We start from the raw sequence: 22891 nt of genomic DNA on the forward strand, positions 1-22891 counted from the left end.
GTAGCCGTGGTCGATCGGGTCCTTGACTGATCCGCGGGAGCGGAAGAACCCCGTCGTGTCGGAGGAACTCCGAGAGCCGGTCGCCGGGGGCGCGGAACGATCCGCTGCCGCGAACCTCGCGAACGTCATTCCTTCACGCCGCCCCCGGTGATTCCCGCCGCGACGTAGCGCTGTGCCGTCAGCAGCAGGACGGCGGCGGGAATGGAGGCGAGTACCGCGGTGGCCATGACGCCGTTCCAGTTCGTCGTCTGGTTCCCCACGAAGCGATAGATCCCCACCGTGATCGGTTGAATGGTGTTGCCGGTGGTGAAGCTGACGGCGAACAGGAAGTCGGCCCAGGCGAACAGGAAGCTGAACAGCCCTGCCGTGATCACCGCGTTGCGGCACACCGGTAGCACCACGGAGCCGAAAGTGCGCCACTGGCCGCAACCGTCGACCCGGGCCGCCTCGATCAGCTCACCGGGGACGCCGCTCATGAAGGTGCGCAGTATCAGCACCGCGAACGGTACGGTCAGCGTCGAATCGGCGAGGATCATGCCGGGATAGCTGTCCAGCAGCCCGACCCCGCTGAAGATCGGATACAGCGAGTTGGCCATCACGATGCCGGGAACCATCTGCACCAGCAGCACGACCAGCACCAGTGCGAGCGTGCCGCGCAACCGGAACCGCGCGAGGGCGTAGGCGGCCGGCGCGCTCACCAGCAGCGTGAACACCACGGTGCCCAGCGCGATCACCAGGCTGGTCACCAGATGTGAGCCCTGGGTGCGGAGGGCCTCGGCATAGCCGCTCCAGGTCGGGTCGAACGGGAACCAGGCGGGCGGTGTCCGCAGCAACGCGTCGCTGCTCTGCAGCGAAACGTTGATCATCCAGTAGACCGGTGCCAGGAACACGAGCACCAGCAGGATCCCGACCACGGTGTTGCCGACGCGTCGCGTGGTAGTCATCCTCGCTCTCCCTGTGAGCTGAACGTGTTCCGGATGGAACGCAGGTACAACAACGCGAACACCAGCGCGATCACGATGAGTAGGTTGCCCACCGCCGCTCCCTGTCCGAAGTCGAACTCCTCGAACGACAGGGCGAACGACCAGGTGGTCAGCGTTTCACTGGCGTTCGCGGGACCACCGCCGGTGAGAATCATGATCATGTCGAACACCTTGAGGGTGTAGATCAGCCCCAGCATCAGCACGATGGCGATCACGGGGCGCAGCAGCGGAAGGGTGATCATTCGGAACCGTTGCCACGGTCCCGCCCCGTCCAGGGCGGCGGCCTCGTAGAGCGAAGCGGGTACAGCCTGCAGTCCGCTGTGCAGGATGACCAGGTTGAACGGCACCCCGACCCAGATGTTGGCGATGATCGCCGAGGTCAGTGCGTACTGGGTGCTGGAGAGCCAGGGGATCGGATCCGAGATCAGGTGCAGCCCCAGCAGCAGCTGGTTGAGCACCCCGAACCCCTCGTCGTAGATCCAGCGGAACACCGCGCCGGAAACCACCAGCGGCAACAACCACGGCAGCAGCATCAGGCCGCGCAACGTTCCGCTGAGCGGGAAACGCCGTTGGAAGAACACCGCGAGCCCCAACCCGATCACGAACTGGAACAACAACGATCCCGCGGTGAACAGGGCCGTGTTCAGCACCGCTCTGCCGAAGATCGGGTCGGTGACCAGCGCGATGTAGTTGTCCAGCCCCACGAACGGGGAACCGCCCTCGTAGAACGAGGCGACGGTCCACTCCTGGAAGCTCATCGCCAGGTTCCGCAGTACCGGATAGCAGAAGAACAGCAGGAGGAACAGCATCATCGGCAGGACGAAGGTCCACTGGGCCAGACGCTCGCGGTGGCCGCCCGGTTTCCGGTGGGCGTGTCGCGGTCTGCTGGTTCCGCTCGTCGTTCGCGTATTCGTCGTCATGGCAACCATCCACTCGACACCGTCGACGTCAGTCCGCGTTCGCCGCGATGCGTGCCGCCCGTTCCAATGCTTCTCGCGGACTGGTCGATCCCGCGATCGTGGCCTGGATCGCGTCGGCCAACCCCTGTGAGACCTCGCGGTAGCGTGGTCCCAGCTCGGCGGTGCGGGCCCGGCCGGTTGCCACCTCCTCGACGAACGGTTTCATGACCGGACGCTCCGCGGCGTACTGCTCGGCCACCTTCGTGCGCGCCGGTACGTAGGCGTGGTCGCTCGTCCAATCCAGCATGTTGTCCCGCTCGAGCATGCAGCCCAGCACCCGAGCGGCGTCGCGCTGCCGCTCCGGGGTCGTCTCCGGGATCGCGCCGACCTCACCACCCAGCGGCACCTTCGGGGCGATGTCCGGGCTCGGCGTCGGGAGCGTGACGATGCCGTAGTCCACCCCGGAATCATCCAATGAGGACAACGACCAGGAGCCGTTGATCATCATCGCGGCGTTTCCACCGGCGAAGCGGTCGATGACGTCGTTCTGGTTCCAGTTGACCACCGATCTCGATGCCAGGCCCTCCTCGACCAGGCCGGACCAGAACTCCAGCGCCTCGACGGAGCGCCGCGAGTCCAGGGAGTCGAGTGCGCCTCCGTTGCTCCACAGGAAGGGCTCGAACTGCCAGGACCCCTCTTCGGAGGCGATCGCCGAGAACGCGATCCCGTGGGTCGAGCCCTCGGTCAACTCCCCGGCCGCGCTTCGCATCTCCTGCCAGGTCTCCGGCGGCTCCAGTCCGGCCCGTTCGAACATGGTGCGGTTGTAGAACAGCGCGAGTCCGTTCACCCCGGGTGCCAGGCCGTAGAGCTTTCCCCGGTAGCTGCCGGCCTCGACGATGCCGGGGTAGAACCCCTCGCCGCTGAGCCCGTACTGGCTCAGCTCGGTGAGCGCTCCCGTTTTGGCCACGGTCTTCAGATCGGGGTTGTCCACGAACAGCAGATCGGGAAGGGAATGGGCCGTGGCGTCCCGGAGGACCTTGGGCATGAGCTGGTCGACCGGGACGTTCTGCCTGCGGATGCGCAGCCCGAACCGTTCGGCGCACCGGTCCAGCACCGAACGGAACTGACGACCGGCCTCGGCGCTGGTGTAGTGGTCGAGCTCGACGACCACATCAGCGGGCCGGGAGCTCACCCCGCCCGTGCAGCCCGCGGTGACCAACAGCAGCGCCAGACCGAAGGTGACCATCCTGGCTCTCGAACGGGGCCACCGGGAACCGCGTGCCCCGTGCCCGTCCGCCGTGGCCCTACCGCCTTCCGCCGAACGGTCGATTCCGCTTCCTCCGAAGCGTGGTTGTCGAAGCGGTTCGATTATGCTTATGGGTAATCGCACCGTTGCCACCTTCTTCCGGTCCCGTGGCGTTCCTGTCGGTCGCGAGGTGCCGTGGTTCCGTCGTCTCGTTCGCTCGGGGGAGCGCGGGAGGCCCCGAGCCCGCGTTACCGCGCGCTCGGGCGTTACCGGCACGTTCTCCTCGCCGCTGGGGCGGAAGCTCAACGGCGCTCACGTCGATGGGAGACCGCGGCGTCCGCGAACCCTGTCGTGGCGGGTGCGTCCAGCGGTGAACACCCCGACCCGCACGGTCGCCCGTGTCCTCCGGGGTGGACCGCTCTCCGCCGGCGTCGGAGGACGTGGTGCTCATCGGTGTACCGGCTTGCCGGGCGAGATCGGCGACCGTTGGCATAAGTTGTTCTCATCCGCACCGAACGAACTTCCGTTTTTCGAAGCGCTTCGACAGCACAGTAGACAGTGATCGGTATCACGTCAATGGAGAGTCGTGTCGAATGGCGCTGGACGTCGACCGATCGCTCGTCCGGAAACGCGTCAGGACTCAGGCAGAGCCGTCGGAACCACCGGGCCACCGCGGAGTGGCCGGTGGCTCCGTGAACCGGAGGACGCGACGCTCGTCGAGCCGCCGAGCGCCGGACGTGGGAGTGCGGTGCGTCAGCTCGGGAAGAGCCGCCGCCGGATCACACCCGCCTCGCGCCGAGAGGTGCGATCACGCCGCGGTCTCCGAGGAACCCGACTTCGATGTGAGCTGGGTGACCACGGCCAGCGTCCCCATGACCGCCACGGTGGCCAGCCCGATGGCCAGCGAGGGAATCGTGTGCCCGAGTACCAGACCGATGACACCGATCACGACCAGCACCGTCGCCGCCACGTAACGGGCACGGGCCACCGAACCGGTTCGTGAGCGCAGGAACAGGATGTTGCCCGCCAGATAGATCAGCGGACCCCCCACAGTGGTCAGCACCACCGCCGGGTCGGTCTCGGCATGGCTGATGCGCAGTTCGATCGAGACGGCCACGACGATCGCACCCGCCACCATCAGCGCGTGGGCGTAGGCGAACGCCGAACGCAGCGCACTGGTGCTCGCGTCGCCCCGACTGGCCTGCGTGTCCTGCCCGGCCAGCGCGAAGTAGGCCCACCACAGCACGAACAGTCCGACGAAACCGAGCAGCGTGGCCACGATCGCGCGGACGGTGATCGGCTCCAGTTCGGAGAGCGTGAACCCCATGATCAGGATGGACTCACCGAGCGCGATGATGAACACGCCACGGTTGCGCTCGGCGAGGTGCTCCGGGTCGGTGGGCCAGGTGTGCATCGGCGCCGTTCCCAGCCCGGGGAAGCGGAACTCGAATCGTGGGGCCGCCACGTCCACGACCAGCGCGACCAGCCAGACGACCAGTCGTGCGGTGGGGTCGAGAAACGCGCCGACGAGCCAGAGCACGCCTGCCGAGGCGCTCCAGGCGAGCAGGTTCGTGTAGTTCTTCCCGAGTACGTGCCCACGCAGCGCCACGGCCATGAACGCCGCGCGTCCGACCTGGGCGCCCACGTAGCAGGCGGCGAACAACAGGCCGTCCTCGGCGAAGGCGTGCGGCAACCCGAGCGACATGCCCAGCGCGGCGAGCATCAGCAGTCCGTTGAGGACCCGAACGAGCCCGCTGCTCGGATCCAGCCAGTTCATCGCCCAGGCCGAGTAGTTCCAGGCCCACCACACGGCCCCGAAGAGCAGGGCCACTTCCAGCACCCCCACCCAGCTCAGGTGGGAGAGCAGCGTGTGCGATACCTGGACGATCGCGAAGACGTAGACCAGGTCGAAGAAGAGCTCGATCGGCGCGACCTCGGAGCGCCGCGCATCCTCCTGACGCATCAGACGTGGTCGTGGTCGTGCTGCTGGCGGGGGAGTGGGCTCCTGCTGGCTCACTGGGTCCTTCCCGAAGTCGGTCAGCTCGTGTCAACGGGCATTCTAAAGTCCTCCCGGCATCGGCCCGGACACCTGCGGAGCCCGCCGTGTCTCCCTCGTCCTCGCGGTCTCCGAGTCCCGCGCATCGCTCACCGCCGTGCCGAGCAGCCCGTGGTGCTGTCACCCTGCTGGCCGAGCTCGGTGATGGTCGTTACCGGCTTGCCGGTCTGCGAGCGCGCCACGAGGCGGTCTACCCCGGGAACCCGGGTCAGACCGAGCACGAGCCGGCGCAGTGTCAGTTGCGCGGTCGTGTGTGGCAGGAACCAGCGCACGCCGCCGCGCGCGGTCCGTTGTTTCTCCTCGACCACCGGTCGCCACAGCCGTTCGTAGTCCCCGAGTCCGTCCTCGATCGATGCGGCACGCCGCAGTCGGTCGGCGAGTACGTACGCACCGGCCAGCCCCAGTGAGGCACCCTGGCCCGCCAGCAGCGACACGGCGTGGCAGGCATCACCGACCAGCACCACCCGACCGCTGTGCCAGCGGGGCGTCTCGATCTGCGCGACCTGGTCGTAGTACACGTTCTCGGACGGCGGGCAATGCGCCAGCGCGTCGGGAACGAGCCACCCCAGCGAACCGTAGTTGTCGAGCAGCGCGGTGTGGCGGTCGGTGGGCAGCGCGGGATCGCCCGTGCGGTGGACGGCGAACACCGCGACCCTGTCGTCGCGCAGGCCGTACAGCCCGATCTGGCGGTCGACGGTGTCGGTGAGGCAGTAACGATCCTCCAGGCGGGCGTGGATCTCGGGGTCGTGGAAGGTGAACGCGGCGGTGTGGAAACCGAGATACCGCAGGTGGTTTCGTTCGTCGCCGAACACCAGCGTTCGTACCGTGGAATGAACACCGTCCGCGCCGACCAGCAGATCCGCGTGCAGCACCCGCCCGTCGCTCAGCGTCACGCTCACCCCGTCGGAACGGTTGTCGAGGTGAACGGGACCGACCGAGAACCGAAGGTCCACTTCGGTGGGAAGGTTTTCCCGCAACGCCAGTTCCAGGTCCGGACGCGGGATGTTCACCATGCGACTGTTCACCGCTCGGGAGAACCGCTCGAAGTCGAGCCGAGCGCGGGTCCGGCCGTTCCGGTCGACGAAACACGCCTCCGAGACCTGGTAGCCGAGTTCGTGCAATCTCGGCAGCACCCCCATCGCCTCGGCGGCGTCGTAGCCGGGACCGAAGAAGTCCATCATGTAGCCCTGCGTGCGCGGACCGGGCGCCCGTTCCAGCAGCACCACGTGCCAGCCCAGAGTGTTCAGTCGCCGCGCCAGGGTGAGTCCGGCGATGCCCGCTCCGCAGATGATCGCCTTCACAATCGGTCTCTCCCGTCGGTAGTGGTGCAGTCGTCCGAGGGTTCGTCGTGTCGGTCGCTCCCGCCGTCCTGCTCGGTGCCGAGCAGCCTGCGCAGCACGGGCCGTACGGTCCCGGTGGTAAGCGCGGGGTTCAGGGCGCGGTGCATCACCAGGCCGTCGAGGCTCGCGACCACTACCGCGGCGGTTTCTTCGGCGTCGGTGATTCCGTGTTCGGTGAATCGGTCGGCCAGTGCCGTGCGAAGCTCGGTGAGCACGGCGCTGATCCGCTCCCGCAAGCCGGGATCGCGGGTGGCGGCGAGGTACGCCTCCACGAACAACACCGATTCCGGATCGTTTCCACCGTAGGAATCCAGCGCGGCGAGCAGAGTCGTCAGTGCTTCGTCCGCGCTACTCACCCGTTCGAGGGCTGTCTTGAGCCACGCGGTTGCCGCACGCATCGTCCCGACGGCCGTTTCCGCCAGCAGCGCGTCCACCGAGTCGAAGTGGTAGTGCACTATTCCGGCGGTCACTCCGGCCCGCTCGGCCACCGCGCGAGTGGTCACCCCGGTCCAGCCGCGTTCGGTGATCAGCTCCGCCGCCGCGCGCAGCAACCGTTCACGCGCCTCGCGTCCCCGTTCCTTCGCCGTCGCGGCCATGTCGGCACCACCTGTTTCGTCCGTTTCGGGCGATCGCCTTGGGCATATGCCCAACTTCGACCGTACATCTCGACGTGTCACCGGGTCGAGGGGTGCTCGGTTACCGATGCGCGGCTCCGTCGAAATGCTTTGCTCGACACGTACCGACCGGTATACGTTGTCCCGCGTGGGAAAACGCCGGAAAGGTGAACACCGAATGCGGAGCAGGGGGAGTAATTCGGGGGTGGAATGCACTTCGACGATAACGACGTGGTGACTTCGGTCCATTTGGATGTCGATGCCGACACGATCACCGAAGCGCTGGACAGATCTTGTTCGATCGCCGAGATGTTGGAGTACTCGACGCTTCGTGTGGGATCGAGAGGCTTCGAGGAGGACGGGCCGGGTTACAGCTCCGTCGTTACGTCGATGACGCCCCGTGATTCTCGGTCATCGATCGGCGATTCGTTCCTCGCCGCCGCTTATCCGGCTCTCGAGAAGTTCGGGTTCTCGGAAGACCGGTACAGGATCATCGGGGACGAGGGAGACGACGAGGACGAGGTCTTCGCCGATCTCGTGGCGCCGCCTCGGTTCTTTCCGAAAATGGGTGCCACCGTGTCCTCGATATCGGGGTTCACCGCGAAGCACGCACGTGGGGATTACCCGGAAGCGGATTACCCGTTCCGGAGACGTGAGACCTATGATTCGGGGCGGGTGCATTCGGTGTTCGCGGATGCCGGAAGCCAGCCGGACGAGGTGGTGGTTCGTACGCAGCTGTGGCTCGCGGCCGCGGATCTGACCACGGCCGTGGGGTTGATACGACAGCCGCTGTACGAATGGGGCGGGCAGGCGGTCGAACTACTACCGGCCGGTGCTCGTGCGGAGGACGGTTATCATGCGGCACTGCTCCGCACCGTCGCGAGCGATGCGAGTACGAATCGGGAAGAGCGAATGCTGGCCGCGGGACGGGATACGGCCCGCTTCTTCGGCATTCCGGACGACAGTGCGATCGTCGAACAGTGGCCCCGCGAATCGATCGGAGTGGTGCGGAACCCACGAGATCGGGGGAATTCGACGGGTGCCAGGTGGTTCGAGGGGATCTACGTGCGGCTCGATGCCGATCCGCTCGGAATCGTCGACAACAGCACCTCGCGATCCGAGTCGGATGAGGCCCCCGAGGAGGACGACCTGCCGGAGGGCGACTTCACCGATGAGCAGCTGTCCGAATTCGTCGAAGTGTTCAGTGGCTTGCAGGATGTCCTGGGGCAGGTCTGGCTCGTTGTCAGCGCCGAGGTGCGTTGTTCCCGGGTCGCTGTCGCCGAGAACGCGCTTCGGAACCTGCTGGACGGTATCCGGCCACGTGTCTCGACCGAGAAGACGTGGCTGATTCCCGAGGAGACATGTACGAGTGGCGCCGGTAAGTACCGAGCACAGGCGTCGATGCATACCTTCGAAAGGGATCACCATCGGGTGCTGGACGGACTGATGAATGCGCTCGATGGCGGGATGTGGCGCAGCTCGACCCGACCCTGGGGTGCGGATACGAACGAGGAAACAGTGCTTCACTGGAGCCCGTTCGGAGCCACGGCCGAAGGGGAGATAACCGAGTTGACCGTGCGTGCGGTGTACGGACCACCGAAGTGGCTGTGGGAACAGTGCTTCGAGGGACTATGAACTTCGGGATGCTGCACAACCGGCTGAGTTCGCATCCCCACTGGCCAAGCGGCCCTATGATCTTCGGGCGCGCCGTCGTGTCCAGCTGGCCGCCGGAGTGCCACTCACCCAGGTGGCTGAATGAGCCGGACCCAGCGTCAGCGTGCTCCTCCGGATCTACGCCAAGGTACTGACCGGGTAGGAAGAAGCGGCACGAAACCGGATTCAGAAGTTCTTGGAGGAACTGGGCGATACATAAGGCGAAAACTTGCCGTGTATGTGCCGTGAACATCCGCTCAGACCCGCACCGAGCCGGGAACAACCGCAGAATTCGTAATCGGCCACTCACGCACGAGCGGCCGAGTTCGGGGTCGTCAGGGAGCTGTCAGAACAGGCGCAGGATGGTGATGCGCAGGGTCTCGTCGTGTAGTGCGAACACGATCAGTATGGCGCCGTTGTCAGCGGTAGTGCTCCATCGGTCCGTCTTCTTGTCGTATCTGCTGTCGTCCCGAGGGGTTTCCGCGATCTGCTCCATACGCTTGTCGACGGCTCTGCGCTGCTTGGTTGGCAGAGCTCGATATGCTTCTCGGGGAACATCGCTCCATTGGATGAAGTGACGAGCCATCAGTTCTCCTCCGGAGTCGTGTTTGCCTCGACCTTTTCCCGTTTGCCGTCGGGGGTCTCCCGCCACAGCTTGCCGTTGTCGTCGGTGCGCCACAGGTTGCCGTGTGCGTCCTCGCGCCATTCGAGACCGGTTTCGTCGACTCGGATCAGTCCGGAGAAGTCACCGCGGTCGACGCGGGCTTTGATCGCTTCTTCTTCCTCGGTGGGTGGGTATTCGGCGAGGATGGCCGTGCCCCACCAGTCGTCTAGCACGGTGTCGATGTGGCCGGTGTTGTAGTCCTCGGCGACTTTTCGCAGCGCTTCCTGGAAGTCGCGGTCAAACTCGGCACGTCGCTGCGGGTCGGTGCGGTCCAGGGCCTCGCGGATGCACCGGGCTTCACGTGGGAAGGGGGGAGCCAAGCCTTTCTCCTTTCATGGGGTTTCAATGAGGGCAGGGGACGAGCAGAAGTTGTCGAGTTCAGGTGGTCTGTTCGGCCAGCGGGATCCTGGTGCATTCCTGGCAGGTGGGCGACTGCACCCAGTCGAGTTCACTGGGTTGGGGCATGGGGCACGGGACGTCGCACACCGACGTCTCGGTGGTGCGCCCGTCCCACTGTTCGACCCGGAAAGCGTGGCGGTTCCAGCGATAACCGGTTCTGTCCGGAACCGGCAGCCAGTAGTGATGCGTTTGTGTCGTCGTCACAAGATCGCTCCGTGGGCTTCCATCCGGGGGCGGGCGTGGGCAAGTGCAGATAGGCGTCGAAGCACTAGGGGCAGAACTGCTGGGTGTGGCGCATCCGGGTGCCGGAGTTCGGGGGAGCTGTGCGGGAGCCGTGACCGCCGAGCGTGTCTACCGGCCCGCACTCTTCCGGAGGCTGCGTCAACGTCGTGTGTTGAAGCCATTCCCCTCGGATGTGAACCGGTAGACCGTGTGCCTGTCCTCCGGCGGGTCCATGTCGAGCATGTCGTGCTCCATCTCCTCCAACACCGACCGGGTCAGTCCCGGCCGATGTGCGCCGTTGCCGCTTTCATCACTCCCAGCATCGGCACGGTGAGGGGGTATCCCAATTCCAACTCGGGGTTCTCATGGTGAGAAGATCACGTTCGTGTGGAACTCGCTCAACGTTCCTGAACCGGTGTGGAAACGCGACGACCTGCGGAAAGCGTGCCGCGATCGTGACGTTGGAGAGCTCTTCCGCGTGTTGCAACGTTCGGCTGGAGCTACGCAGTCTCAGCTTTCCAGTGCCACTGACATCCTTCAAGGACGTATCAGTGAGATCGTGAATGGCTCACGTCGAATTACCGCCTTCGACGTCTACGAACGCATCGCCGATGGTCTGAATATGCCTGACGAGGTGCGAGTTCTGTTCGGGTTGGCACCAGTACGTCCTTTGGGAGTGGATCACCTGGGAACAGCTGGCCAAGCGGAACTGCTGGCGACGTTTCCATCACAGTCGAATGCCGTCTCGGATATTCAGCGGGCAGCTGCCACCGCGAGCATGATAGAGATCGTGGCGGTGCGCGGGCTGGGCATTGTCGCGATGAATGACTCCCTGCTTCGGTCAGTCGTCAGTCGTGGTTGCCCGACAGTGAGTGCTGTGTTGCTTGACCCGAATGGCGAAGCAGCGCAGCGTCGTGCCAGAGAGGTCGGCGAGAGCTGGGGAGTGTTCAAATCAGGTATAGAGTTCAGCGTCGCGCGTCTCGAAGAGCTGAGCACGCACACTGATGTGCGAGTGTATTTCTACGACATGCTCCCGACTTGGCGAGTGCTGACTCTGGACGATGTTCAGTTCGTGTCCGCCTTCGGTGAGAACCACGAGGGACACACTTCACGCATGTACAAGATTGCGGAAAGTTCGCACGGCGCGTTACACCGAGGTTTTCGCAGGTTCACCCATGAACTGCGCAACCAGGCCGTTCGGATCGTGTAGGGAGTCACCGTGGCAGTAGAGGCCGAACTGAAAGCACATGTCCGTCATCCGGATGCGGTACACGAGCGACTGGCCTCGCGCGCTGAGGAACAGGTGCAGATCTACCGGGATCGGTACTTCGACCAGCCGACCGGAGAACTAACCGCCCAAGACTACGAGGTGCGGCTGCGGACCGTGGAGGATGAATGCTCCGCGAAAACCGTGTTGACCTTCAAGGAACCCGCCGTGCACACCAGCGGCTCCAAACCCGAGTACGAGACCGAGGTTGCCGATGGGGCTTCTGTAGCAGCGCTGTTGAACGGTCTCGGACTTATCGAACGAATCGCGTTCAGCAAGCACTGCCGCAACTACCGGTTCATCGAAAGCGGCTACGAGCTGCTCGCGACTCTGGTGCACGTTCCCGAACTGGAGGGAACCTTCCTCGAAGTCGAAACCCAGGTCGGGCGGACCGAGGATGTCCCAGCCGGCTTGGCGGTGGTACGCGCGGTCCTGAACTCGTTGTGCGTCGTCGAGGACGATCTCACCACCGAGCAGTACACCGATGCGGTGGCAGCACGACGGGCCCGGACAGCCAACGTCGAGTGATCTACATCAAGCCCCGGCCTGCCACGGTCGGGGACTTGACGTATGTGTATGAGGACGTGGACTCGTCCCTCCTCGTGCCCGGGGAAGAACACTCACAGGGTCATTTCTTCCCCGGCGGAGCGGGGTTGCCGTATTCCAGCCATTTCGCGGTGGTGCGGACGGTGTAGCCGCAGTACGGGCAGCGCAGTCGCATCATTCGGGTGCCCTGCTTGTTCGGGCTCCAATGCGGCTTACCGAGGGAGGGTTTGCCGTCGGGGCCGACGGGGTTCTTGCTGTGGGCCTTGGCGGTGTCGAGTTCGCCGTGCGAGTACTCGCCCAAAGTCACGGCCAGAGTCATCATCTCCGTGGCTGCTGTGGCGTGGTCCTGGGGTTCGGGGGCGAGTTACTCCTCAGCGGGACCCGAGGCGGGCCGCGGCTGCTCCTGCGGCAGTGGACCCCGGAAGTGCGGGTTTCGCACCGGGTACTGCAACTGCTGGTTCTACCCCATGCCGAGTCCTGCCGTGATGCGCAGCTGCTTGGCGGTGCAGTCCACCGCGACGAAATGCGTGGAGGTGACGCGATCACCGAGCAGGAACGTGGTTGGCAGCGTGAGCGCGTCGACGTCCATGTGAAGCTCCGCGCTGCCCACGTGGATGCGGGACTCGGACACGCCGAGGGCCGAGCGTTCCTCGCCGCTGTTGTTGGTCACGTCCATGTAGAAGGCCACGAACCGCTGACCTACGGGCGAAGGCGTGGCGTTACCCAGCGAGTTGGTAGAAGCTTCAGAGCGCACGTTGTGGACCTTGAACGTGACCCCGTCGACCGTGCCGCGTTTCATGGCGACCCCGAGCGGGGCGAGCAGCAGTGAGGTGCGCCACTGTACGACTCGTCAGGCACTGAGTGTAAGAGTTTGACAGATGTCGGTCATGGAGAAGGCCAGCTTGGACCGACATCTGGATCTTTGAAGTGCTGAAAGAGGGCGGAAAAAGGGAGTTGGATCTCCTGTGGGGTCTTCCATAGCCCTGTGAACTGCGATGAAGGGTGCCCCCGGTCCGACTCGAACGGACACTACACGGATTTTGAGTCCGCCGCCTCTGCCTATTGGGCTACGGGGGCCGCTACTACTCACAGCATACGGTAGGGGTGATCATTGCTCGACAGCGGGGTGGGCGGCCCTCTTCATGCTCCCAGCTCGGGGCGCCGCCACCCGGTGAGGCCCGGCCGGGCCCGCCGCTCCGCCCGGCGGGATCCTCCTTCGGCTCGCCCGCCTGGCGTGCCCGACGCGAGGTCCCGCTTCCGCGCCCCTGCCGCTGTGGTGGGGGTGCGCAGGACGATAAGCTGCAGGCTCCGATGCGACCGCATCGGCAGACCCGAGACTCATCCAGGAGGATCCGGTGACCACGCCGGCTGCCGAGGAGCCGAACGCGGCGAGTGCGACGAACGCTACTCAGCACCGTGTGCTCGTGGCCGAGGACGAGGCGCTGATCAGGCTCGATCTGGTGGAGATGCTTCGCGAGGAGGGATATCAGGTCGTCGGTGAGGCCGGTGACGGCGAGGAGGCGGTGCGGCTCGCCGAGGAACTGCGTCCCGATCTGGTGATCCTGGATGTCAAGATGCCGAAGATGGACGGCATCGAGGCCGCTTCCTCCATCGCGGGTGAGCGCATCGCCCCCGTGGTGATCCTCACCGCCTTCAGCCAGCGCGACCTCGTGGAGCGGGCCAAGGACGCCGGAGCCATGGCCTACCTGGTCAAACCCTTCGCCAAGCGGGACCTGGTTCCCGCCATCGAGCTGGCGGTCTCCAGGTTCACCGAGGTGCAGGCGCTGGAGGCCGAGGCCGCCAGTCTCTCCGAACGTCTGGAATCGCGGAAGACGATCGAGCGCGCCAAGGGCCTGCTGATGAGCAACCACGACATGTCCGAGCCCGAGTCGTTCCGCTGGTTGCAGCGAACCGCCATGGACCGGCGCACCACCATGAAGGCGGTCGCCCAGGCCGTGCTCGACAGCATGGACACGAAGGAATGAACACTGGTGGGTGCCGCTCCCGCTCGAACCACCGGATCCGTCGCGGGGCCGCCTGACGCTTTCCGCGCGAGGCGTCTCGACCGCGGAGCACAGGCCCCGGCTCGGGGCGCTGTGTCCGTTCCGACTCCGCTTCAGTTCGCGGGCGGTTTGTCGCGCAGAACGCAGGTCAACCGTGCCGAGCAGGTGCGTTTGCCGCGCTCGTCGGTGATGACGATCTCGAACGTGGCCGTGGCGCCACCCCGGTGCAACGGCGTCGCCACCCCGGTCACCGTTCCCTCGGTCGCTGCCCGGTGGTGCGTGCAAGACAGCTCCAGGCCCACCGCGATCCGATCCGCTCCCGCGTGCAGTGCCGCCGCGATGGAGCCGAGCTGCTCGGCCAGTACCGCGTTGGCGCCGCCGTGCAGCAGGCCGTAGGGCTGCCGATTTCCCGCCACCGGCATGGTTCCGACCACACGATCAGGGTCATACTCGGTCACCGTTATGCCCATCCGGCTTCCCAGCTGTTCCTCGGGCGGAACCGTCGCCGTCGCCTCCAGCGCTTCCCCGCCGTTCAGCGACGTGGTATCGGTGTTCTCGGTCACTGTTCAAACTCCTGACCTGCGCGCGACCTCTGTCGGGGGGTAAGCCTAGACTCGCATGCCGTGATGGCATCCGAGCACCGACGCCTGCTGCTGATCGACGGCCATTCCATGGCCTACCGAGCGTTCTACGCACTGCCCAAGGAGAACTTCCAGACGGGCACCGGACAGCACACCAACGCGGTCTACGGCTTCACCTCGATGCTGATCAACCTGCTACGGGACGAGCAGCCCACACATCTCGGGGTGGCCTTCGACGTGTCGCGGCAAACCTTCCGGTCCGAGACCTTTCCCGACTACAAGGCCAACCGCGGTTCGACGCCGGAAGAGTTCCGCGGCCAGGTGAGTCTGATCCAAGAAGTGCTCGGTGCGCTGAACATACCGGTTCTGAGCAGGGAGAACTACGAGGCCGACGACGTTATCGCGACCCTGACCGGACAGGCTGTGGACTCCGGTTTCGGGGTCAGCATCTGTACCGGTGACCGGGACGTGCTGCAGCTGGTCAGCCGGGACGTGACCGTCCTCTATCCCAGCAAGGGCGTCTCCGAGATGACCCGTTTCACGCCCGAGGCGGTCGAGGAGAAGTACGGGCTCACCCCGGTGCAGTACCCCGATTTCGCCGCGTTGCGCGGCGATCCGTCCGACAACCTTCCCAAGATCGACGGTGTGGGCGAGAAGACGGTCACCAAGTGGATACAGCAGTTCGGCTCGCTGTCCGACCTCGTCGACAGGGCCGACGAGGTCAAGGGCAAGGCCGGGGAGAAGCTGCGGGACAACATCGCTCAGGTGCTGCTCAACCGGCAGCTGACGCAGCTGGTCGACGACGTCGCGCTCGATTCCGGGCCCGAGGACCTGCGAATGGGGCAGTGGGACCGCGACGCGGTGCACCGGGTGTTCGACGATCTGGAGTTCCGGGTACTGCGTGACCGACTGTTCGCCACGCTGTCGACCGAGGAGCCGGAAGTCGTCGAGGGTTTCGAGGTGGCCGGCGGGATCGTCGAGCCCGGTGCGCTGCGCACCTGGCTGGAGCGTCACGCGCGGGACGGTTCGCGCGTGGGTCTGGCCTGCTCCGGGAGTTCGTCCCGCAACGGTGGTGATCTCGCCGGAATCGCCGTGGCCAGTGCTGCCGGGCAGGGAGCCTACGTCGACGTCACCGCGATGACCTCGGACGACGACGCGGCTTTCGCGGATTGGCTGGCCGATTCTGCCGTCCCCAAGGCCGCGCACGACGTGAAGGGGGCGCTGCACGCGATCCGCGACCGCGGCTGGTCGCTCGGTGGGCTCAACAGTGACACGGCGCTGGCCGCCTACCTGGTCCGTCCGGGACAGCGTTCCTTCGACCTTCCCGACCTAGTGGTGCGCTACCTGCAGCGCGATCTCACCGTCGACCAGGGCGACGGCAGCGGTCAGCTCTCGCTGCTGGAGGACGAACAGCAGGTCAGGGAGAACGCGGCGGCCGCGGAACTGACCCGGGCGAAGGCGGTCCTGGAACTGGCCGACGAGCTGGACCAGCAGCTGCGTGCGATCGAGAACCACGGGTTGCTCACCGATCTGGAACTGCCGCTGCTGCTGGTGCTGGCCGATCTGGAGACCGCCGGGATCGCGGTCGATCAGGATCGGCTCACCGAGCTGGGGTCCCGGTTCGCCGCGCGGGTCAAGCAGGCGGCCGAGGACGCGTACGCCGTGATCGGCAAGGAGATCAATCTCGGTTCGCCGAAACAGCTCCAGACCGTGCTGTTCGACGAGCTGGGCATGCCCAAGACCAAGCGCACCAAGACCGGTTACACCACCGACGCGGAGGCGTTGCAGGGGCTCTACGAGAAGACCGAGCACCCCTTCCTGCGGTACCTGCTGGAGCACCGGGACGCCACCAAGCTCAAGACCACGGTGGAGGGGTTGGACAAGGCGGTGGCTTCCGACGGTCGGATCCACACCACGCTGAACCAGATGATCGCCTCCACCGGAAGGTTGTCCTCGACCGAGCCCAACCTGCAGAACATCCCGGTCCGTACGGAGGAGGGACGCCGCATCCGCGAGGTGTTCGTGGTGGGGCGCGACTACGAGACCCTGCTGACCGCGGACTACAGCCAGATCGAGATGCGGATCATGGCTCACCTCTCCGGTGACGAAGGGCTGATCGAGGCGTTCCGCACCGGCGAGGACCTGCACAACTACGTCGCGGCGCAGGCTTTCGGGGTTCCCATCGACGAGGTCGACCAGGAGCTGCGCCGGCGGGTCAAGGCCATGTCCTACGGCCTGGCCTACGGGCTGTCCGCCTACGGGCTGGCCCAGCAGCTGCAGATCTCCAACGAGGAGTCCAAGCAGCAGATGGAGGCCTACTTCGCCCGCTTCGGGCGCGTGCGGGAGTACCTGCACGAGATCGTCGAGCGCGCGCGCAAGGACGGCTACACCGCCACGATCCTGGGGCGGCGCCGGTATCTTCCGGACCTGACCAGCGACAATCGGCAGCGTCGCGAGATGGCCGAGCGCATGGCCCTCAACGCTCCCATCCAGGGCAGCGCGGCCGACATCATCAAGGTGGCGATGCTCGGAGTGCACCGCGCGTTGGCGGCGGAAGGACTGGCCTCCCGCATGTTGCTCCAGGTGCACGACGAGCTGATCATCGAGGTGGCCGAGGGCGAGACCGAGGCGGTCCGGCGTGTGGTGCGGGAACAGATGACCTCGGCCGCCGAACTCGACGTTCCGCTGGAGGTCTCGGTCGGTACCGGTGTCTCCTGGGACACGGCCGCCCACTGATCGAGGTTTCCGGTCGGGTTGTCGGGGTGCCCGCTTGGCGGAACCGCCCTCCGCGGCGCGGAGGGCGGCTTCCCCTACCGCTCCGGAGTGCGGTGGGCACACACTGAACCGTGTCGGCCTGCTGCTTCGGCGATCAACGGCTGCCGTTAGGCTGCCCTGGATTCATTGATGCGTCGGCGGTACCGGTTCCGTCGGGGATTCCGTCTGCTCACTCGATCAGGGGAAACGAATCGCCGGGGACCCGACGTAGTTGGACGACACGAGAAACCGCGGTGCCGACGCGTGGTGTTGGGGGAGTGTGCCTGGCGTCGGCGAAGGAGGATCATGATCAACGTCGACAGACTGGACCACCTGGTACTTACCGTGGCCGATGTCGATCGTGCGTTGGACTTCTACGAGAACATTCTCGGTATGGAGCCCGTGAAGTTCCAGGAGGAACGACGCGCGGTGCGTTTCGGACAGCAGACCATCAAACTGCACGCCGCCAGTGAACTGGTGGAGCCCACGGCCACCCACCCGGTTCCCGGGTCGGCGAATCTGTGCCTGGTGACCGGCGACGCGCTCGGTGACGTCCAGGAGCACCTGCGGGCCAACGACGTGCGGATCGAGGCCGGTCCCGTGGTCCGCACCGGCACCAACGGCCCCATAACCTCGTTGTACCTGCGCGATCCGGACGGCAACCTGATCGAGGTCGCCCGTTACGACGATCCCTCGCAGCGCCCCGAGCGGTGACGCCGTTCGGGCGGTGGTCCGCTCGACAGGCCACCGCCCGAACGGTTCGGTCATCGGTCACGCCCTGGTTCGCGCCACGTCACAGGGCGAGCTCCGGACGCAGCCGTTTCGCGGTCCACACCCGCTGGCGTGCCGCTGCCGCCGTGCTCAGCAGCAGTCCCCCGATCAGGTAACTGCCCAGTACGAGTGCCGCGTGTGCCGCGTTGTCCGGCGAGCCGCCGTAGAGCAGCTGCCGCAGGCCGTCCACGACGTAGCTCAGCGGTAGTACGTGGTGCAGTGGATGCAGCAGTGCCGGTGTCGTCTGCCACGGGAAGGTTCCACCGGCGCTGACCAGCTGCAGCACCAGGAACACCAGCGCCAGGAACTTGCCGCGTGGTCCGAAGGCCGCGTTGAGCGAGTGCACCACCGAGGTGAACGCCAGCGAGGTCAGCACCAGCAACGCCAGCGTCGCCACCGGCCTGGCCGGCTCTATCCCGACCCCGAACCGCACGACCCCGTACAGCAGCACGGCCTGCACGGTTCCCACGATCGCCGCGGGGAGCCAGCCGCCGAGCGCGACGCGCCACGGGGCGACCCCTCCGGCCAGTGCCCGGTTGGACAGCGGCCGCAGCAGCAGGAACAGCACGAACCCGCCGATCCACAGCGCCAGCCCCATGAAGTACGGCGCGAGCCCGGCGCCGTAGCTGCCCGCACTGGTCTGCGCCCGTTCGCTCACCTTGACCGGGTCCCCGATGGTTTCGGCCGTGGCCTTCCGCGCTCCGCTGTCCGGGTTCGGGATCTCGTCCACCCCGCTCGACAACCTGTCGGCGAGTTCGTTCGAGCCCGTCGCCAGTTCCGTCGAACCGTTGGCGAGCCTGCTCGTTCCCGCCGTCAGGTCGGCGGCGCCACCGGCCAGCTTCTCCGTTCCGGAGACCGCACGTCGCTGGTTGGCCACGAGTTCGCCCAGGCCTCGATCGAGTTCGCTCGCCCCCTCGGCGACACGCTGTGAGCCCGCGTCGAGCTTCTCGATGCCGTTGGCCAGTTCCGGCGCGGTGTCGGCCAGTCGACGAGCCCCGCTCGCCACCCGCTCGGCGCCGTCGGCGAGCTCGTTCACCCGGGAAACCTGCTGTTGTACCCGGCTGTTGGCCTCGTCGAGTGGCTGGTTCAGCTCGTCCAGCGTGCCGGTGATCCGCTCGATCTCCTGTTCGTCGAGGCCCAGCGCCCGCAGGCGGTCCGCGATCCTCTCGTTGGCCCCGTCCAGCTCGTCGACGATGTGTTGCGAGACGCCGCCGAGTCGTTCGGCCGTGGCGGCCAGTTCGGCGTTTCCCTCCGCGACTCGCTCGGCACCGTCGGCGAGTTCCTCGCTCTTGGCGGGAAGGTCCGCGGTCTTCTCGCTCAGTTCGTCCACCCCGTCGGCGAGCCGCTGACTACCGGCGGAGACCCGGCCCGCGCCCTCCTCCAGCGTCGCGGCCCCGTCGGCCAACTTCCGCTGCGAGGTGAGCAGCTCGTGGGTGCCCGTCGACAGCTTCTCGGCGCCCTGCCTGGCGTTTTCCAATCCGGCGTCGAGATCTCCCGCACCGTCGGCGAGATCTCCCGCACCGTCGGCCGCCCGTGCTGTTCGGTCGTGCACCGTGCTCAGTCCCAGCAGCAGTTGGCGTGCCGCGTCACTGCCCGCATCGGCGGCCACCGACTCACGGATCCTGGTGGCCACGCGGTCGGCGATGGTGCCCACCAGATAGTTGTTCGCGTCGTTGGTCACCAACCGCAGCCGGGCCTGCCTGGGGTCGAAATCGCTCGGCGACCGCAGTGCACGCGAGAAGTCCTCCGGAATCACCAGCGCGAACGTGTAGCGCCCCTCCGAGACACCGGTGGTCGCCCGCCGCTCACCGACCCGGTGCCAGTCGAAGTCCCCGGAATCGACGAGGCGGTCGTAGACCTTCTCGCCGGCGTTGAGTTCGCTGCCGTCCTCCGTTTCGGCCCCCTCGTCGTCGATCACGACGGCGGCGGGAACTGCGGACAGGCGTTCGTAGGGGTCGAGATTGGCGTAGATGTACATCGCGCCGTACAGCAGCGGTACGAGCGTGACGGCGACCAGGGCGAGTTTGGGTAATTTGCCGGAGGTCAGTCGACGGAGCTCGGTCCGAGCCAGCCGGAACATGGTCATGCTGATTTCCTCAAAACGAGCCGGAGTCGGCGGACGGGGCTGAATCGGCGGACGGTTCGGTTCGCGGCGGGGACGCCGGTTCGTCGTTGTCCGTGCCGATACGCGCCGGGAGGTGGTTGAGCTCGGTGGCGGTGTGCGGTGAGCACAGGGCGACGACGGCGTATCCCTGCGAGGCGGCCTCCTGCGCGGCGCTGTACCAGCGGATCGCCTCGCCGCCGTGCCGGTCCGGGCAGTCGAGCACGAGAGCCTCGACGCCACGAGCCTCGCGGGCCAGGTCCAGCAGCAGCCGCGTGCGGCAGTGCGGGGTGATTCGTTCGAACCTGAGGCCGGCCTGCTGCCGCAGACCGCGTTCCGCGAGCCAGTCGCGTACCGCCCGTCCGCCGAAGGGCCTTCCGGCTATCCCGAGACCTTCGGCGACCACCTCGCGCAGCTCGACACTGCCTTCCGGTTCGGTGACGCCGGGCGCGTCGACGACGGCCACGGTTTCGCGCAGTTCGGCGGGGGCCCGGCGTCCGTTCCGGAGCACGGTTCCCGAGTCGGGGCGGAGTCTGCCCGCGAGCAGCAGGGCCAGTGCGGTGCGCCCGGATCTCGGCGGTCCTGATACCAGCAGCAGTTCTCCCGACGATGCCCGTAGGGAGGTCGGTTCGAGTAGTGTCCCGTGCGGCCCGGTCACCCCGGCGCCCACTGCCACGATCTCCACGGCTCGGTTTGCCTTTCGCTTCCGCGACCGGCACCCTCGACGTCTCAGCGAAGCGCGGTTGCCGGTCGGATCTCCCAGAGCGTCCACAGCGGGCGGTAGCCCTGGCGGTGCCAGAACACCGGGGACAACGGGTTCGCCGGGTTGTAGTAGAGATAGCTGCCCACCGCACCCGCGGCGGCGAAGTCGTCGTGGACCAACGACATCAGTTCTCGCCCGATGCCGGTGCCCCGCTCCTCCTCGCGTACCGAGAGGCAGTTGACGTAACCCCAGAGCCCGTTGCCGAGCCGGTGTCCACTGTGGTGGTTGTCGGCGTCGACCCAGCCGCACTCGGCCAGTCCGACCGGGTTTCCGTCCCGTTCGGCCAACCAGACCGGGTCGCCGGACGGCGCGCCGTCCGCGCGGCGAATCCCGCGTGGTCCGCTCTTCGTGCGCAGTCGGACCGACACGGCGTCGCGCTTGAGTCCGGCCGCGCCGGAGCGCGGAACGGAGGCGCCGACGAGGGTGGCGTATTCGAGTTCGGCCATCGCCAGCTCCACCACACTGTCCACGTCGGCAGGCTCCGCCCGGCGCATTTTTACGGTACCAGACAGTTTCGTATCTACTGTAGCCACGGGCGTTCGTATCGCGAGGCACGACAACGGGGCGAAGCCGTGATCCAGCAGGGCGCGAGTCGCCGCCACGTCCCTGCTGGGCCAGGTGACCAGGCAGGAGGAGTCGTGCCCCGGCGCCCCCAGCTCGCCGAGCTGCCGCCGCAGCGCGTGCAGCAGTGCGTCCATGCCCTCTCCCGGGGCATCGCCCAGCAGTGGGAACAGCTCGTAGGTCTCGGTGGTCGACCACAGGCTCGCCAGCGAGCCCGGTGGCTGGGTGGTGTGTGCCGTCAGTCCCGCCACCGGTTCACCACCGCGCAACCGGGCCATCACCGGTTCACCGCCGCGCGGTAGCGGGTAGGCGTCCGGCAGTGCCGGATCCAACCGGCGAAACCTCGCCTGCTGAATTTCCAGTAGTTCCTGAGCGCTGGTCACGACCCTGCTGCGCTTCCTTCGTGGGATTCCGGTGGTTGTTGTCAAGGTCCGGTGGCGAAACACCGGTGCGACGGGAGACGTCGCCTCGGTCGTTATGCCACGAGCTCGCACCGAAAGATCGCGGTTCCGGGCAGGGTTCTGCCGCGCAGCGGACTCCACTGCCCCCAGGTCTCGGTGAGATCGTCGGGCCATTCCGGTTCCACGAGGCCGCGGAGCCGGAACCCCGCGTCGTCGAGCTGGGTGATGTAGTCGCCCAGGGTCCGGTGGTGCTCGACATAGGTGGCCCTGCCGGTGCCGTTTATCTCCACGTAGGGGCTGCGGTCGAAGTAGGAGCCCACGGCGGTGAGCCCGTCCGGGCCGGGATCGTCCGGGAACACCCAGCGAATCGGGTGCGTCACCGCGAACACCCACAGTCCCCCGGGGCGCAGCGTGCGCGCCACCTCACGCATGACGGCTCCCGAGTCCGCCACGAACGGCACGCCGCCGAACGCTGAGCAGGCGATGTCGAACGAGTCGGACGCGAAGGGCAGCATGTCGGCACTGGCCTGCACCACCGGGACGTGGATCCCGCTGCGCTCGTTGCCCGCGAGGGCGTGCCCCAACATGCCGCCGGAGATGTCGAGCCCCACCGGTCGTGCTCCCCGGGCGGCCAACCAGCGGGAGCAGGACGCCGCTCCGCAGCCGACCTCCAGTACGCGCGAGCCCTCGACGTCGCCGAGAAGTCGCGCCTCGCGCTCCCTGAGTCGTTCCGGGCACCACACGAACTCCGTGTCGCCCAGGAACGCGCCGTGTTCGGCCTGGTAGTCGTCCGCGTCGGCGTCCCACCACATTCTGCTCGCCGAACGGGACTCCGTGGCTCCGGCGGCGCGGTTGGCCACCCCGATCGTCCCGAGGATGCTCTCGGCGTTGCTGTGCTGGGACTCCGCCGCCTGCCCCGTCGGATCGGGTGCGGGATTGGTCACCATCGCCTCCCTGGGAATCGTGTGGTGTGCGGTGCGTGCCGGTGCCGATCGCTTTCGGGAACCGCCGGGCGATTTGCCCCACGATCGCCGAGACGGGTACGCTATCGCTCGCACCAGGGGTCT

Annotated in this window: 22 protein-coding genes and 1 tRNA gene; 6 read left to right on the forward strand and 17 right to left on the reverse strand. The window is 66.6% G+C overall.

Going from position 1 to position 22891, the window contains the following annotated elements:
• Positions 1-125: 125 nt before the first annotated feature.
• The 6 genes from BM150_RS05890 to BM150_RS05915 all read right to left on the reverse strand — a co-directional run bounded on the left by BM150_RS05890 (position 126) and on the right by BM150_RS05915 (position 7120).
• On the reverse strand, positions 126-944 hold the full coding sequence (locus tag BM150_RS05890; RefSeq protein ID WP_092924819.1) for a carbohydrate ABC transporter permease: 819 nt from the start codon (positions 942-944) through the stop codon (positions 126-128).
• Positions 941-1903: a carbohydrate ABC transporter permease gene (locus BM150_RS05895; protein ID WP_092924821.1), complete on the reverse strand. Its 963-nt coding sequence runs from the start codon at positions 1901-1903 to the stop codon at positions 941-943. Before BM150_RS05895 ends, BM150_RS05890 begins: the two co-directional genes overlap by 4 nt.
• 28 nt (positions 1904-1931) lie before the next feature.
• Positions 1932-3128 carry a sugar ABC transporter substrate-binding protein gene (locus tag BM150_RS05900; protein ID WP_092924823.1) on the reverse strand — a complete coding sequence of 399 codons (1197 nt, stop codon included), beginning with the start codon at positions 3126-3128 and terminating at the stop codon, positions 1932-1934.
• A gap of 808 nt (positions 3129-3936) precedes the next feature.
• Positions 3937-5091 (reverse strand): low temperature requirement protein A, encoded by a 1155-nt coding sequence (locus BM150_RS05905; RefSeq protein ID WP_092924825.1) that lies wholly within the window; start codon positions 5089-5091, stop codon positions 3937-3939.
• 182 nt (positions 5092-5273) lie between these two features.
• Entirely contained in the window at positions 5274-6485 is a 1212-nt protein-coding gene (locus BM150_RS05910) for an FAD-dependent oxidoreductase (RefSeq protein WP_092924827.1), read from the reverse strand.
• Entirely contained in the window at positions 6482-7120 is a 639-nt protein-coding gene (locus tag BM150_RS05915) for a TetR/AcrR family transcriptional regulator (protein ID WP_092924829.1), read from the reverse strand. Before BM150_RS05915 ends, BM150_RS05910 begins: the two co-directional genes overlap by 4 nt.
• A 228-nt stretch (positions 7121-7348) precedes the next feature.
• Between BM150_RS05915 and BM150_RS05920 the strand changes: the two genes are divergently transcribed.
• Entirely contained in the window at positions 7349-8773 is a 1425-nt protein-coding gene (locus BM150_RS05920) for a hypothetical protein (protein WP_092924831.1), read from the forward strand.
• Positions 8774-9137: 364 nt separating this feature from the next.
• Here the strand turns inward: BM150_RS05920 and BM150_RS24040 are convergent, their stop codons facing one another.
• The 3 genes from BM150_RS24040 to BM150_RS05935 all read right to left on the reverse strand — a co-directional run bounded on the left by BM150_RS24040 (position 9138) and on the right by BM150_RS05935 (position 10058).
• Entirely contained in the window at positions 9138-9287 is a 150-nt protein-coding gene (locus tag BM150_RS24040; RefSeq protein ID WP_175496703.1) for a hypothetical protein, read from the reverse strand.
• 89 nt (positions 9288-9376) lie between these two features.
• The gene (locus BM150_RS05930) at positions 9377-9775 is read right to left on the reverse strand and encodes a DUF6247 family protein (protein ID WP_092924833.1); all 399 of its coding nucleotides are present in this window, start codon (positions 9773-9775) and stop codon (positions 9377-9379) included.
• Positions 9776-9833: 58 nt separating this feature from the next.
• Positions 9834-10058: a hypothetical protein gene (locus BM150_RS05935; protein WP_092924835.1), complete on the reverse strand. Its 225-nt coding sequence runs from the start codon at positions 10056-10058 to the stop codon at positions 9834-9836.
• Between the two features lie 403 nt (positions 10059-10461).
• Between BM150_RS05935 and BM150_RS05945 the strand changes: the two genes are divergently transcribed.
• A complete protein-coding gene (locus BM150_RS05945) occupies positions 10462-11286 on the forward strand; it encodes a helix-turn-helix domain-containing protein (protein ID WP_245755288.1) in 825 nt (274 codons plus the stop codon).
• Between the two features lie 9 nt (positions 11287-11295).
• Positions 11296-11871 carry a class IV adenylate cyclase gene (locus BM150_RS05950; RefSeq protein WP_092924837.1) on the forward strand — a complete coding sequence of 192 codons (576 nt, stop codon included), beginning with the start codon at positions 11296-11298 and terminating at the stop codon, positions 11869-11871.
• Between the two features lie 100 nt (positions 11872-11971).
• Here the strand turns inward: BM150_RS05950 and BM150_RS05955 are convergent, their stop codons facing one another.
• The 3 genes from BM150_RS05955 to BM150_RS05965 all read right to left on the reverse strand — a co-directional run bounded on the left by BM150_RS05955 (position 11972) and on the right by BM150_RS05965 (position 12966).
• Entirely contained in the window at positions 11972-12208 is a 237-nt protein-coding gene (locus BM150_RS05955; protein ID WP_092924839.1) for a hypothetical protein, read from the reverse strand.
• 141 nt (positions 12209-12349) lie between these two features.
• Positions 12350-12643, reverse strand: a complete 294-nt coding sequence (locus tag BM150_RS05960) for a hypothetical protein (protein WP_139219455.1) — start codon at positions 12641-12643, stop codon at positions 12350-12352.
• Positions 12644-12892: 249 nt separating this feature from the next.
• A tRNA-Leu gene (locus tag BM150_RS05965) sits at positions 12893-12966 on the reverse strand.
• 278 nt (positions 12967-13244) lie between these two features.
• Between BM150_RS05965 and BM150_RS05970 the strand changes: the two genes are divergently transcribed.
• Positions 13245-13874 (forward strand): ANTAR domain-containing response regulator, encoded by a 630-nt coding sequence (locus BM150_RS05970; protein ID WP_092924843.1) that lies wholly within the window; start codon positions 13245-13247, stop codon positions 13872-13874.
• 131 nt (positions 13875-14005) lie between these two features.
• Here BM150_RS05970 and BM150_RS05975 read toward each other — a convergent pair whose 3' ends face one another.
• A complete protein-coding gene (locus tag BM150_RS05975; RefSeq protein WP_342752537.1) occupies positions 14006-14428 on the reverse strand; it encodes a PaaI family thioesterase in 423 nt (140 codons plus the stop codon).
• A gap of 90 nt (positions 14429-14518) precedes the next feature.
• Between BM150_RS05975 and polA the strand changes: the two genes are divergently transcribed.
• Both polA and BM150_RS05985 read left to right on the forward strand, forming a co-directional pair.
• Positions 14519-17209, forward strand: coding sequence for a DNA polymerase I (gene polA / locus BM150_RS05980; RefSeq protein ID WP_092924845.1), 2691 nt, complete (start codon positions 14519-14521; stop codon positions 17207-17209).
• A 324-nt stretch (positions 17210-17533) separates the two neighbouring features.
• Positions 17534-17941: a VOC family protein gene (locus tag BM150_RS05985; protein ID WP_092924847.1), complete on the forward strand. Its 408-nt coding sequence runs from the start codon at positions 17534-17536 to the stop codon at positions 17939-17941.
• Between the two features lie 79 nt (positions 17942-18020).
• Here the strand turns inward: BM150_RS05985 and BM150_RS05990 are convergent, their stop codons facing one another.
• The 4 genes from BM150_RS05990 to BM150_RS06005 form a co-directional block, all read right to left on the reverse strand.
• A complete protein-coding gene (locus BM150_RS05990) occupies positions 18021-20084 on the reverse strand; it encodes a YhgE/Pip domain-containing protein (protein WP_092924849.1) in 2064 nt (687 codons plus the stop codon).
• 10 nt (positions 20085-20094) lie between these two features.
• A complete protein-coding gene (locus tag BM150_RS05995; RefSeq protein WP_175496704.1) occupies positions 20095-20775 on the reverse strand; it encodes a hypothetical protein in 681 nt (226 codons plus the stop codon).
• A gap of 53 nt (positions 20776-20828) precedes the next feature.
• Positions 20829-21806: a GNAT family N-acetyltransferase gene (locus BM150_RS06000; protein WP_092924851.1), complete on the reverse strand. Its 978-nt coding sequence runs from the start codon at positions 21804-21806 to the stop codon at positions 20829-20831.
• A 92-nt stretch (positions 21807-21898) separates the two neighbouring features.
• A complete protein-coding gene (locus tag BM150_RS06005) occupies positions 21899-22768 on the reverse strand; it encodes a class I SAM-dependent methyltransferase (RefSeq protein ID WP_245755290.1) in 870 nt (289 codons plus the stop codon).
• Positions 22769-22891 lie beyond the last annotated feature (123 nt).

The organism is Actinopolyspora alba (assembly GCF_900112765.1).
Lineage (GTDB): Bacteria > Actinomycetota > Actinomycetes > Mycobacteriales > Pseudonocardiaceae > Actinopolyspora > Actinopolyspora alba.